The sequence below is a fragment of the Meridianimarinicoccus aquatilis genome (assembly GCF_004358675.1).
GTDB lineage: Bacteria > Pseudomonadota > Alphaproteobacteria > Rhodobacterales > Rhodobacteraceae > Meridianimarinicoccus > Meridianimarinicoccus aquatilis.
On the sequence record NZ_SMZO01000005.1, the window covers coordinates 37595 to 50627 of the forward strand.

The 13033-nt window shown below is 57.6% G+C and carries 14 protein-coding genes; 3 read left to right on the forward strand and 11 right to left on the reverse strand.

Annotated features, from left to right (window positions below):
• The 7 genes from E2L05_RS03345 to E2L05_RS03375 all read right to left on the reverse strand — a co-directional run bounded on the left by E2L05_RS03345 (position 1) and on the right by E2L05_RS03375 (position 6402).
• Positions 1-987 (reverse strand): zinc-dependent alcohol dehydrogenase, encoded by a 987-nt coding sequence (locus tag E2L05_RS03345; RefSeq protein ID WP_133341480.1) that lies wholly within the window; start codon positions 985-987, stop codon positions 1-3.
• Positions 984-1742 carry an SDR family NAD(P)-dependent oxidoreductase gene (locus tag E2L05_RS03350; RefSeq protein WP_133341481.1) on the reverse strand — a complete coding sequence of 253 codons (759 nt, stop codon included), beginning with the start codon at positions 1740-1742 and terminating at the stop codon, positions 984-986. Before E2L05_RS03350 ends, E2L05_RS03345 begins: the two co-directional genes overlap by 4 nt.
• A complete protein-coding gene (gene hisD / locus E2L05_RS03355; protein WP_133341482.1) occupies positions 1732-3054 on the reverse strand; it encodes a histidinol dehydrogenase in 1323 nt (440 codons plus the stop codon). The genes E2L05_RS03350 and hisD overlap by 11 nt, the downstream gene beginning before the upstream one ends.
• A gap of 12 nt (positions 3055-3066) precedes the next feature.
• A complete protein-coding gene (locus E2L05_RS03360; protein ID WP_133341483.1) occupies positions 3067-4398 on the reverse strand; it encodes a TRAP transporter large permease in 1332 nt (443 codons plus the stop codon).
• An 11-nt stretch (positions 4399-4409) separates the two neighbouring features.
• Positions 4410-4925, reverse strand: coding sequence for a TRAP transporter small permease (locus tag E2L05_RS03365; protein ID WP_133341484.1), 516 nt, complete (start codon positions 4923-4925; stop codon positions 4410-4412).
• 114 nt (positions 4926-5039) lie between these two features.
• A complete protein-coding gene (locus E2L05_RS03370; protein WP_133341485.1) occupies positions 5040-6185 on the reverse strand; it encodes a TRAP transporter substrate-binding protein in 1146 nt (381 codons plus the stop codon).
• A gap of 25 nt (positions 6186-6210) precedes the next feature.
• Positions 6211-6402, reverse strand: a complete 192-nt coding sequence (locus tag E2L05_RS03375; RefSeq protein WP_133341486.1) for a hypothetical protein — start codon at positions 6400-6402, stop codon at positions 6211-6213.
• Positions 6403-6588: 186 nt separating this feature from the next.
• Here E2L05_RS03375 and E2L05_RS03380 point away from each other — a divergent pair, with 186 nt between their 5' ends.
• The gene (locus tag E2L05_RS03380; RefSeq protein ID WP_394346532.1) at positions 6589-7623 is read left to right on the forward strand and encodes a LacI family DNA-binding transcriptional regulator; all 1035 of its coding nucleotides are present in this window, start codon (positions 6589-6591) and stop codon (positions 7621-7623) included.
• Here the strand turns inward: E2L05_RS03380 and E2L05_RS03385 are convergent.
• The 4 genes from E2L05_RS03385 to E2L05_RS03400 are packed head-to-tail and all read right to left on the reverse strand — an operon-like array spanning position 7620 to position 10638.
• Positions 7620-8459: an amidohydrolase family protein gene (locus E2L05_RS03385; protein ID WP_133341487.1), complete on the reverse strand. Its 840-nt coding sequence runs from the start codon at positions 8457-8459 to the stop codon at positions 7620-7622. The two genes, E2L05_RS03380 and E2L05_RS03385, sit on opposite strands and share 4 nt — an antisense overlap.
• On the reverse strand, positions 8456-8887 hold the full coding sequence (locus tag E2L05_RS03390; protein WP_133341488.1) for an RbsD/FucU family protein: 432 nt from the start codon (positions 8885-8887) through the stop codon (positions 8456-8458). The genes E2L05_RS03385 and E2L05_RS03390 overlap by 4 nt, the downstream gene beginning before the upstream one ends.
• Positions 8877-9926, reverse strand: a complete 1050-nt coding sequence (locus tag E2L05_RS03395; RefSeq protein WP_133341489.1) for an aldo/keto reductase — start codon at positions 9924-9926, stop codon at positions 8877-8879. The genes E2L05_RS03390 and E2L05_RS03395 overlap by 11 nt, the downstream gene beginning before the upstream one ends.
• A gap of 13 nt (positions 9927-9939) precedes the next feature.
• Positions 9940-10638, reverse strand: coding sequence for a GntR family transcriptional regulator (locus E2L05_RS03400; RefSeq protein ID WP_133341490.1), 699 nt, complete (start codon positions 10636-10638; stop codon positions 9940-9942).
• Positions 10639-10740: 102 nt separating this feature from the next.
• Here E2L05_RS03400 and E2L05_RS03405 point away from each other — a divergent pair, with 102 nt between their 5' ends.
• Positions 10741-12264 (forward strand): UxaA family hydrolase, encoded by a 1524-nt coding sequence (locus E2L05_RS03405; protein ID WP_133341491.1) that lies wholly within the window; start codon positions 10741-10743, stop codon positions 12262-12264.
• The gene (locus tag E2L05_RS03410) at positions 12240-13025 is read left to right on the forward strand and encodes an SDR family oxidoreductase (protein WP_133341492.1); all 786 of its coding nucleotides are present in this window, start codon (positions 12240-12242) and stop codon (positions 13023-13025) included. The genes E2L05_RS03405 and E2L05_RS03410 overlap by 25 nt, the downstream gene beginning before the upstream one ends.
• The last annotated feature ends 8 nt before the right edge of the window (positions 13026-13033 follow it).

Sequence of the window (13033 nt, forward strand, 5' to 3'; positions counted from 1 at the left end):
TTATGCAGGTTTGAGAATAATTTTTGGCGCGGCAATCCGGCCCTCGCGGATGTCGCCAAAGGCGGCGGCGCCATCGCCAAGGGGGCGGGTGTCCGTCCAGTCAAGCGGACCAAGACGTCCGTCGAACATCGCAGCGCAAGTGTCGCGGAAATCTTGCGCAGTATAGGTATAGGTGCCAATGAACGTGATCTCTTGCAGCGTCATGTGACGGATATCGAGACCGGCAGAGCCACCCCCCAAACCCACGTGCAAGATCACACCGCCAGGCCGCGTCGCGGCGCAACAACTGGCCCGGGTTGCGTCGTAGCCAACGCAATCCACTGTCAGGTCAAACATGCGCCCGTTGATCTCGGCCGGGGCTTGCACATCGACATACGGACCAAGGTTCAGATAATCGCGGCGCAATGAATTGGGGTCAATCAGGGTCACATCCGTCACGCCCTGCGCAATCAGGCTGATGGCTGCGGCAACGCCGATGGCGCCCCCCCCAACGACCAATGCGGTCTGCACCTTGTCATGCGCCATTGCGTCAATCCCAAGTCGGATCGCATGCCACCCAACGGCAACGGGTTCGGCCAGACATGCCACGTCAAGGCTGACATGATCGGGCACTTGCACAAGGTTCCGCTCCGGCATCGCCACGAACTGCGCAAACGCCCCTTCGCGCGGCGGCAGGGAAATGATCTGCCGCTTGCTGCACAGGTTTTCACGCCCGGCTCGGCACGCGCGGCAGGTGCCGCAGTTCACAAGCGGGTTGATCGTCACGCGGGTGCCATCCATGGGTCCGCCGGTCACGGTGCCGGCCGCTTCGTGGCCAAGGATAAGCGGCGCGGGACGGCGATCATCATGCCCCAGAAAGGCGTGCATGTCTGACCCGCAAATTCCAACGCTTTCTATCCGGACAAGATGATGACCCGGCGCTGGCGCTGGGTTCGCGACGTCGCGATACTCCAACTGCTCGGGAGCCGTGTAAACAAGTGCCTTCATTTCGCTGTAAATCCTCCATCAACCATCAAGATCTGGCCCGTCACGTACTGGCACGCATCCGAACAGAAGAACAAAAGCGGGCCATCAAGATCGCCCAGTTCGCCGTTGCGCCCGATACATGTTTGCTCAGCGTTGCGCGCCGCTCGTTCCGGGTCGTTAAAAACCGCCGCTGTCAATTCCGTGCGAAAAAAGCCGGGCCCAATGGCGTTGACCATGATCCCATCGCGAGACCACGCTTCGGCCATGGCGCGCGTCATTTGCGACACGCCCCCTTTAGACGCGCCATAGCTCAGACCACCCGGGAAAGCGCGATGAGATTGCAGCGACGTAAAATTGACAATCCGCCCCCATCCGTTTGCCCGCATCCCGGGCACCAGTTTTTGCGATAGGAAAAACGGCACCGCGAGGTTCAGATTGAGCGTGACATCCCAGCCTTCAGGGGTCACGTCATCCGCAGTTTCGCGCGTATTGATACCGGCCGCATGGACCAGAATATCAGGGGACCCAAAGGGCGCCGTCACGCGCTCGGCCAACTCATTCAACCCATTGCGATCAGCCAGATCATGCGCGACCTCAGCAACAGGGCCATTCGCCTCCGCCGCCAGTTCGGCCAGCGCATCGGCCCGGCGCGCAACAGTCACGACCTTGGCCCCGGCCTGCGACAAGACCAAGGCTGCGCGCCGCCCAAGGCCAGAACTGGCCCCCGTCACACAGGCAATGTGCCCTGTGAGGTCAGGGCCAATGTTACTCGGCATCTACTGACTCTTCAGCGGTCAGATCGAAGACTTCGTTCGGGAAGAACTTCGCCAGTCGGATGTCAGCGGTGCGTGCGTGCCCTTCCATCCCTTCCAGTCGTGCAATGCGGGCAGTTGCCTCGGCAATCGGCTTTGCCCCTTCGCGGGTGGACCGCTGCCAAGTCACGATCTTCATATATTTGTGGACGGACAGACCGCCGGTATAGGTCGCAGCGCGGCTGGTCGGCAGCACGTGGTTGGTCCCCGATGCTTTGTCCCCGAACGCAACCGTCGTTTCTTCCCCCAGAAACAAAGAGCCGTAGCAGTTGAGTCGATCCAGCCACCAATCCAGATCAGCAGCTTGCACTGTCAGGTGCTCTGGGGCGTATTCGTCTGATGTGGCTGCCATTTCTTCACGGTCAGCACAGACAATCACTTCAGCATAGTCGCGCCAAGCCGCTGTAGCATTGTCGCGGTTCACTTCAGGCAAGGTGGCAATCAGTTGCGGTACAAGTTCCATGACCTTTACCGCCAAGGAACGATCATCCGTCACAAGCCAGACCGGGGAGTTGTACCCATGCTCGGCCTGACCCACGAGATCCGTTGCCACGACCATTGCATCCGCATCCTTGTCTGCAAGGATAAGGCTGTCTGTCGGGCCGGCGATCATGTCGATACCCACACGGCCAAACAAAATGCGCTTCGCCTCAGCCACGAATTGGTTGCCCGGTCCCACAAGGATATTGGCCGGAGGCAGACCAAACAAGCCAAAGGTCATTGCCGCGACGCCCTGCACTCCGCCCATGGCCATGATCTTGTTGGCCCCACAGATATGTGCCGCATAGACGATGGCTGGCGCAATCCCGACGCCCGGACGAGGCGGCGAGCACGCCACAATGTGATTGCAGCCAGCAACTTTCGCCGTTGTGACGGTCATGATCGCCGATGCAATATGCGAGTACCGTCCGCCGGGCACATAACACCCTGCCGCATCAACCGGTATTGTCTTTTGTCCGGCAATCATGCCCGGCACGACTTCGACCTCGATATTGGTCAGTGTCGCTTTTTGCGCCTCTGCAAACCGACGTACGTTGTCGTGGCTGAACCGGATATCCGCCTTGATCTTTTCCGGAACGAGGGCGATTGCAGCCTGAATTTCTTCGTCAGACAGAAGAATGCTTCCGTCGTAGTCATCGAACTTTGCCGCATATTCGATGGCCTTTGCGTCGCCGCCAGCCTCGATGTCATCAAGGATGCCTTGAACAAGTTTGTGCACATCTGACGCGCCGCTGCTCGGCGTCAGGTCAGCTTTTTTCAGGTACTCTCTTGTCATTGAATCTTCGTCCTATCGGTAAACTTCGGGAAGGAGGATTGTGGAAAGCGCCGGGATGTACGCGATCATCAGCGTCACGATCAGCATGAAACCCACAAACGGGATGGCACGCGCCGCAATCTTGAGGATCGACTCGCCGGTTATTCCAGAAACCACGAACAGGTTGAGCCCAAGCGGCGGCGTGATGAATCCAACCCCCAGGGCGGTAATCATCATGATGCAGAACTGGATCTCGTTCATTTCGATCTGCTGGGCGAGCGGGAAGAGGATCGGCGCAAGGATCACGATGTTTGGCGTCGTTTCCATAACGCAGCCCGCAGCGATCAAGATCAGGATCATCATAAGGATCAGCACCCACGGCTCTTCGCTGACGCTTGTTGCAGCAGCCACAAAGCCCTGCGGCACCCCAAGGATCGCAAGCGCCTGTGCCAAAGGTAGCGAGAAGGCGATAATGGGCAGAATGACCCCGTTCACTTTGGCCGAACTCACCAACATCGCCGGAAAGTCAGCGAACTTCAGCGTGCCAATGGTGAAGCCGATCAAGATGGTCACGACAACGGCGACCGCGCCTGCTTCGGTCGGGGTAAGTTTGCCCGAAAATATCCCGTAAAAGATAATGCCCGGAACTGTGAACGCGTACCAACCTGACCTCAGAGCCGCCCACAGATTTGTGGCCCATTCGCCAAAGGTCATCAATCCGCCGCCTTCATAGGCATGGCGCCGGTTGACCAGCGTGTTGGTCAACAAGATTGCCAGAAGGACCAGAAGACCAGGGATCACGGCGGCCAGGAACAGGATGGACACATTCACCCCGAGAACCAGACCAATGATGATGTAGGCGATCGAGGGGGGAATGAGAATTCCGGTACACGCCCCGGCCGCAACAAGCGCACAGGCATAGGGGCGGGGATATCCGCTTTCGACCAAACGGTCGATTGTCATGCGCCCAACAGCGGCAGCGCCGGCAGCATCTGACCCTGAGATGGCCGCGAACATACCGCACACAAGAACGGTTGCCGATCCGAAGCCACCCTTGGCCCAACAGGTGATCGCTTCGGCCACGTCGAGGAATTTCTTGGACAGGCCCGTTCGAACAAGGACATCGCCGGTCAGAATGAATAGGGGCACCGCAGTCAGGGCAAAGTGGTCAATGCCATGAAAAAGGCTCTCGCCAACCAGCGAAAGCGGCAGCGCGCCAGAGATCATCAACATCAGGATCGCTGCAGACCCAATTGCCGCCCATACCGGCACCGCCAGTGCAATCAGGATGACGAAAACGATGATTGGGATGTAGAAATCCGCGCCCAGTATGACTGGTTGGTTCTGGAGTTGTTGCCAAAGCATTGCCGGCCCTCTCAGTCAAAGAGCTTGTCGCCTTCGTACACGGCACGGCCGTTACGAAGGTCGGAGATGTCACGAAGGAGGGATTGGGTCAGTCGCAGCAAGATCAGCGCAAAGCCGAACGGCACGGCGAACAGGAACCATACCTGGCTTATGCGAAGCCCATGGGTCACAGACCCGAACTTCCACGACACGTGCACCGCTTCCCACGACCAGTAGAGAGCGATGATCGCCACAACGAACATCACAATATCGCCAAAGATGTAGAGCAGCGATTTTACTGTCCGGGGAACATAATTCATAAGCACATCGATGCGGATATGCCCACGTTCCTTGACCGCCGCAGCTGCCCCGATCCAAGCGAGGTAGATGAAGGAATAGCGCACGATCTCTTCGCCCCAGATAGACGAATAGGCGAACACTTCGCGCCGCACGACTTCGATGAACATCGTTCCGACAAGCATCACGTAGAAAACGAGCAAGAGCCATCGCTCGCCGTTCTTGTCTATTGCCTTGTACAACTCAGACATACAGGTCCCCCGTTCGGACACAGAGAACCCTGCGCCCGTCGTCTCGATTGTTCGCAATTGGTGAAAAGCGGGTCGAACCGGCGCGGAACTCGCCGCGCCAGCTCCCGAGTGCGATCAGGCGTCGTGGACGTAATGGCGGCCCATAGTACCAGCCGCTTCCGCAAGGCGATCAAAGGTTTCCATTGACCCGGCCAGTTCGATCTTGAACGCGTCCCATTCACTGCGCTGGTAACCGCCGACCGACTGCCATTCGGCAAGTTGATCGTCGCTGAGCGAGTGAAATTCGACCCCATTGGCCACCAGTTGCGACATCGCATAGGCGCGCGCCGCCGGAACCTTGGACAGGTTTTGCGCCTGCGTGATCTCGCCCGCGAATTCAATCGCAGCCTGCACGTCAGCGGGCAGTCCGTTGAACCACTCAAGGTTGACAGAATAAACTTGGCTGTCAGGAACCGCTTGGGTGAAGGTCACGTGACTCAGGATTTCACCGAATCCGAACACGTGAAGCGCGCCAACCGACGGATCAAGCGCATCAGCCACGCCCTGGCGGATCGCCGACGGCGTTTCACCCCAAGCGACGGGAGTGGGGTTCGCGCCGACCATGCGGTAGTACTGCTGCAACATTGCCGAGCCCGGGACGCGGAATTTCACGCCAGCCATATCTTCTGGTGTGATGATCGCAGTCCCGCCCTGACGGACAGCGACGACGCGGGGATCGATCACAATATAGAACAAGGACTTGAACCCGGACGCCGCAATTTTCGGATCAACCTCGGCCTTCCACGCATCAGAACTGGTCAGATTGGTAAAGCGCTGGTTGGAGCCACAGAAATAGGGCAGGTTGATCAGGTCGACCACAGACGCGAAGGGGGCAAAGTTGGCGAGCGAGTGCTGCGCACACTGAATTGTGCCGGACTGCACTGCCTGCGCAAGCGCGCCGCCGGCACCAAGCTGCCCGCCCGGTGCCAGACGAACATACACCTTACCGTTTGTCAGGTTCTGAATGTTCTCTTTAAGATCCAGTTGCATGATCGGATAGCTGCGCGAGGCACCAAGAACATAGGCTGTTGCAAGCGTCATGATGTGGTCTGCGGCAGCTTCGCGTTCGCGCTCTTCGGCGGCTGTTTGCGCGACGGCGGCGTCAGACCAGAGCATCCCGCCTGCCCCGGCAATCACTGCTGCTGTAAAGCCGCCAGAGCCGGCAAGCTTAAGAAAGTTCCGGCGCTCGGTCGAGACACGGTCCTTATCCATCTTGGTCATTGCGTTTCCTCCCATGAAACTCAGTCTATTTTTGGTTTTCGACGTCTTGTTGTTCGCGGGCTTCGCGTTGAAGAATGCCCACTGAGAAGGCGATCGCAGCTGATAAGAGCACGATCATCTCGGTAACGTTGCTAACGAATGGGGCATCTCCGATTGCCCCAATAACGACATTCGCGGTGAACGCCGCCAACAAGAGCAGCGCCAAGATAAAAGCCATCTGATCTCCTCCCGTCGCACCTTGATGTGCGATTCGTTAGAAATGTAAGCGCTTACATTACTCTATGCAAGCGCTTACATTGCCGACAAAGCCCAAGCATTGCGACACCCGTCGCTTGGCCCTAAACTTCACAAACGAAGGACGCGGCCACACCTGAGGATGCCGCGGCGCAGAAAGAGAACACACATGATGGACCAGCCGCCGCGTGAAATATCCATCCCGACGCTTGCGGATGTCGCTCGGCGTGCAGCAGTGTCCACAGCGACTGTGTCACGCTGCCTGAACTCTCCCGACCAGGTCGGAAAGAAAACCCGCGAGAGGGTAATGCAGGCGGTGGCCGATCTTGGATATGCCCCGAATTTCGGTGCGCGTGCTTTGGCGGCCAAACACACAAACACGTTCGGCGCGATCATTCCGACAATGGAAAACTCTGTTTTCGCACGGGGAATTCAAGCCTTTCAAGAAGAACTCGGCCGTCATGGAAAGACCCTCCTGATTGCGTCCTCGGCCTATCAGGAAGCGCTGGAAGAAGAACAGGTGCGCGCGTTGGTTGCAAGGGGCGCGGATGCCTTGCTTCTGATTGGCTTTCACCGAGACCCGAAACTCTATGAGTTTCTCAAGTCGCGTTCAGTCCCCTGTCTGATTGCATGGTCCTATGACGAACAGCTTAAACAAACAGCCATCGGCTTCGACAACGCAGGCGCGATGGCAGCGTTGGCCAAACTTGTCTTTCAACAAGGGCATCGGCATGTTGCTTGTATTACCGCGCCAATCGCGTCCAATGACCGGGCGCGTGATCGTGTGCTCGGCGTTCAAAGGGCGATGAAGGCTGCAGGGCTGAACCCAAAGGACTTGCACCTGACCCAAACCCCCTACGGAATTGAGAATGGCGAAACAGCGCTTCGCAAAACGCTCGCCGAAGCCCCCGAAACAACAGCGGTGATGTGCGTGAATGACGTGCTTGCCATTGGCGCGTTGAGAGCCGCCAAAGAACTTGGGCTGCGGGTTCCGCAGGACATTTCCATTACTGGCTTCGACGACATCGAAATCGCGATGCTTGCGGAACCTGCGCTGACCACGGTCCATGTTCCGCACCACGAAATGGGCCGCCGTGCAGCAGGGATGTTGATTCAGATGGTCAAGCACACAGAGCCGGTTCAAAGCGTGGAACTGCCCACCGACATACGACTACGCCAGTCACTTGGGCCAGCCGCCAGCTAGGCCAGTGCAGGCACCGGTTTCAACCCGTATGCACGCACGGCGTTCTGACCGAAAATATCGACCCGCGCCGCTGTTTCGGCAACACACGACTGCGCAATCTGCATCCAACGATCATAGCTCGCCGCAAGCGTCAAAACTGGCCAATCGCTACCCCAAATGAGCCGTTCGCTCCCGAAAATCGCAAACAGATGATCGACGTATGGATCAAGGTCAGACACCGACCAGCTTTCGCCTGCTTCCGTCAATAATCCCGAAAGCTTGCAAAACACATGAGGGAGCTCGGCCAGCACTGCCATATCTCGCGCCCAAGCATCGAACTGGCGCGCGGCGATCTCAGGCTTTGCCGCGTGATCAATGACGACCTTCAACGTCAGGTGCCTTTCCAAAAGCCGCGCGAGCCTGGGCAAGTGGCGCGGGAGCACGAGCGCATCAAAGACGAGCCCGTGCTCTATCATTGCCTCAAAGGCTGGTGTCAGGTCATCCCTGAGCATCCAGTCGTCACAAGCGATGTCTTGAATCATCGGCCGCAATCCAACCAGCTTGGGGTGCGTAGCCAGCGCCGCGATTGTTTGCGGCGCAGCCGGGTCAGCAAAATCCACCCAGCCCACGACACCAAAAACAAAGGGCGTTTCGTCCGCAATCCGCAGCATGAACTGTGTCTCTGCAACTGTTGGCGCGGCCTGCACCAAAATCGTGCCGGAAACGCCGTTTTGGTCCAATAGCGGCGCAAGATCCGACGGCATGAAATCACGATAAAGCGCCGTAAGCGATGGGGTTAGCCAACCGTAATCCCCGCGTGCGGGTTGCCAGAAGTGCTGGTGCGCATCGATGATCATGCTCCGATCACACCCTTTTTCAGGATAATATTGCCATAAAGGCGCGACTCTCCGGTTTGCACAACGGCAAAGGCTGACTTCGCCCGGTCATAGAAGTCGAACCGTTCAAGACTGGCCAGTTTAACTGGGGTGTCGGCCGTGGTGTTTACAATCGTCTGGAACGCAGCAACCACCGGCGGCACGACATCGGGATCGCCCACCACCTGCATCACGATCGCTGGATCCGGCACAAAGCTATCCAATGGCAAGACCGTAAGGATTGCTGACAGAACATCCGTTGCAGTGATGCCGTCCAGACGATGGCACCGCGCCCCCATGCTGGTGGCAGGAAAATTCGCGTCGGCAATGACGATGTCATCGCCATGCCCCATCGCACGCAAGGTCCACAGAAGATCCGGCGACAAGATAGGCGGGATACTACGAAGCATTTTCGGTCTCCTCTGGAACAGGGGCATCTGACCGAAGCAGTCCGGCGCTTTTGAGATCAGACCATAGGGCTGTCGGCACAGTCACTTCAAAGGTTGCAACGTTTTGACGAACCTCAACCGGTGTGGCTGCACCCGGTATCACCGTTTTGACTGCCGGATGGCCAAGCGGAAACTGCAACGCGGCTGCGATCAGAGCCGTGTCATGGTCGGCGCAAACCTGTTCGATCCGTCGAACCCGCTCAAGAACCTCTGGCGGGGCTGGAGAATAGTTATACCGCGCGCCGTCCACCGGCCCTGTGGCAAGGATGCCAGAATTGTACGGACCACCCAGAATTATTCCAACGTCCCGTTCAATGCACATTGGGAGAAACGTCTCTAGCGGATCTTGCTCCAGAAGAGTGTAACGCCCTGCGAGCAGGAACCCGTCAAAATCCGCCTCCGTCAGCAGTCGCTCGCAAATTTGCCATGTGTTGACCCCAGCACCGATCGCTGAAACGCGCCCATCCTCGCGCAATTCGGTCAGGGCGCGATACCCGCCTTCGGCAAACAATTCGCGCAGCTTTTCTGCTTCTCCCGCCTCGCCGTGGGTGCCCGCATCAATGTCATGCAACATCAGTATGTCCACCTGATCCGTCCCAAGACGCGCGAGGCTTTCCTCAAAACTGCGCATGATCCCGTCATAGGTGTAGTCAAAAACGATACGCTTTTGCGGGACATCCACAAATGCTTCGGGCGTGACCTCGCCGGGTTCGCAATCCAGCAAGAGACGCCCCACTTTTGTCGAAAGGGTCAATGCAGTCACGTCAAACCCGGGCAAAGCCACACCCACGCGGTGTTCTGCCCGGCCCAAGCCGTATTGAGGGGCCGTGTCGAAGTACCGAATTCCAGCATCCCATGCCGCCCGCAGCGTTGACTGAGCATCCTGTTCGGTCACCTTTCGGTACAGATTGCCAAGAGGGGCCGTGCCAAAGCCCATCTGCGTCAGGGACACATTTCTGCCCGTTCGTTGGTTCAACGCCCGCCGTTGCGTAAGGTCCATGGGATCACTTTCATTACGTTGATCTGAAAAATCGCGGATACTGACGTTCAAGCGGGTCGATCCGTTCCAGCAGGCGGCGCAGGTGACGCGACATAGCTGCCTTCGCCGCCTCGACATCTTGGGCTTTTATCGCATCAAGAACCGCACTGTGTTCGGAAACGGCCTGCGCTGGCCGCCCCTCTTCAGGAAGCAAGAGCACCCGCGCCCTCTGTATCTGAAGCGAGAGTTTCGTCGTCGTCGAAACAACAGTCGGATATCCGGTGAAGCCAAGAATGAGGTCATGAAAATTCATATCCACCTCGAAAAATCCCAGAAAATCCTGATCTTCTACCAAAAGGGTTTGCATCCTTAGGTTCCGCACCAAACGGGTAAGCTGGTCATCGGTTCGCTCTGCCGCGACCTTGGCGACCGCGGCAACTTCGATCGCTTCGCGTAGGAAGCTTTCTTCGCGCAGTTCACTTAGCGACAGCTGGGATACGCGCGTGGCTGATTGCGGCACGATATCAACCAACCCTTCAGATGACAGCTTTCCCAACGCCTCTGCCACTGGGGATCTGGACACGTTCAACTGCTCACACAGGGCGCCCTTTCTCAAGACCATGCCGGGTTCAAACGACATGTCCAGTATTCTGTTGCGCAGAACGGTATAGACCCGCTGCGCCAATGGGCCTTCAAGACCGTCAATATCAAGGGTTAGGGCATAGGGGGTCATTCTTCGTCCTCTCAGCTGACATGTTAGTTGACACCTGCCGCGAGTCAAGCTAGTCGTTGCTTCACATAGCAGGCCACCGCCTGGGTGACAGGAGAGAGACACGTGCCCCCAAAGTCCCGCACACTGAAATTGCACCCAAAAGACAATATTGTGATTGCTTTGGCGGATTTAGCGGCAGGCAGTGAATGCACCGCAGATGGCCCGAACGCCCTGCAATCGGTAAAGCAAGGGCACAAGATCGCCATCGCACCTATCGCCGCCGGACAGAACGTTTTGCGCTATGGCCAAATCATCGGTCAGGCCAAATCCGACATCGCACCCGGCGAACATGTTCACGTGCACAACCTTGGCATGGGCGATCATTCTCAAGACTACGCCTTCGCCAGCGAAGCAAAGAACCTCGACCCGATTACCGAAGGTCGCACCTTCGATGGCTTTCACCGGGCTGACGGGCGCGTCGGCACGCGCAATTACCTTGGCATCCTGACCTCTGTGAACTGCTCCGGTTCGGTGGCCAAATTCATCGCCGAAGCCGCCGAAAAGAATGGCTTTCTGGATGAGTTTCCCAACATTGACGGCATTGTACCGATCACCCACGGCACAGGCTGCGGGATGTCGGGGGAAAACGAAGGCTATGCAACGCTCATGCGCACCCTTGCAGGTTATGCGCAGCACCCGAATTTCGGGGGTATTCTGCTGATCGGTCTGGGCTGCGAAGTGATGCAGGTTTCCGCGCTGGTAGGTGATCACCCGATCCGCGCCGATGGCGCTTTGCGGTACATGACCATCCAACACGAAGGCGGCACACGAAAGACAATCGAAAAGGGGTTGTCGGAACTGCGTGGCATCGCCGAATTGGCGAACACAGCGACACGCAAGCCTGCGCCCGTGTCGGAATTGATGGTCGGCATGCAATGCGGCGGCTCTGACGGCTATTCCGGAATTACCGCCAATCCCGCACTTGGCGCAGCCTCGGATCTTTTGGTCCGTCACGGCGGCACAACGATCTTGTCCGAGACATCTGAAATTTACGGCGCCGAACATTTGCTGACGCGCCGCGCCGTGTCAGAGCGCGTGGGCGAAAAGCTGATCGAGCGGGTCCGTTGGTGGGAAGATTACACTGCACGCAACAAGGGTGAGATGGACAACAATCCAAGCCCCGGCAACAAGCGCGGCGGCTTGACCACGATCCTTGAAAAGTCGCTTGGGGCCGTTGCAAAAAGCGGCTCTGCCCCGCTGACCGAAGTCTATCTTTTCGGTGAAAAAGTTGACACCAAGGGCTTTGTTTTCATGGACAGTCCGGGCTTTGACCCCTGCTCTGTCACAGGCCAAATCGCATCCGGATCAAACCTTATCGTGTTCACAACCGGGCGCGGGTCCGTGTCGGGGTACATGCCCACGCCGTGCATCAAGGTTGCAACCAATTCTGAAATGTACAACCGAATGTCCGAAGACATGGATGTCAATTGCGGCGACATTATCAGCGACGACATCAGCCTTGAAAGCAAAGGTAGAGACATCTTCGAATTGTTTATCCGCATCGCATCCGGCGAGAAAACAAAAAGCGAAGAGTTGGGCTTTGGCGGTGTCGAATTCGTTCCATGGCAAATCGGCGCGGTGATGTGACTGTGGGAGATGTTCTATTGCTGAAGAACAAGACAATTCTGATCACCGCGGCCGGCCAAGGCATGGGGGCTGCAAGTGCGCTGGCCTGCGCCAACGCGGGTGCAAAGGTGATCGCGACAGATGTTAACGCCGACCTGTTGGCCGCATTCAAAGGCGTCGCCGGGATAGAAACCCGTCAGCTGGACGTAACGGACGCAGAGGCAATCAAATCGCTGGCCACGGAACTGCCAGATCTTGACGGTCTGTTTAACTGCGCAGGTGTGGTTCACCACGGAACCGTTCTTGATCTTACCGATGAAGATTGGGACGTCGCGCTGAACATCAACATCACCTCGATGGTACGCATGTGCCGCGCCTTTCTGCCCGGCCTCTTGCGGCAAGCGGACAGTGTGGGGAGTTCATCCATCCTGAACATGTCGTCCATGGCATCATCCGAAAAGGGCTTTGTGAACAGAACGGCTTACGGCGCCACGAAGGCCGCTGTGATCGGCCTGACCAAGGCCATCGCTGCCGATTTCGTGGTCCGCAATGTGCGCTGCAATGCGCTTTGCCCCGGCACAGTGAACACCCCATCGCTTCAGGGGCGGATTGCCTCTGCGCCGGACCCGGTTCAGGCCGAAAAAGACTTTATCGCGCGTCAACCGATGGGCCGTCTGGCCACTGTTGACGATCTCACCCCGACGATCGTACATCTGCTTTCCGATGGAAGCAGGTTCATCACGGGGCAAACCATGCTTGTGGATGGCGGTGTCACAATTTGATGCAACGC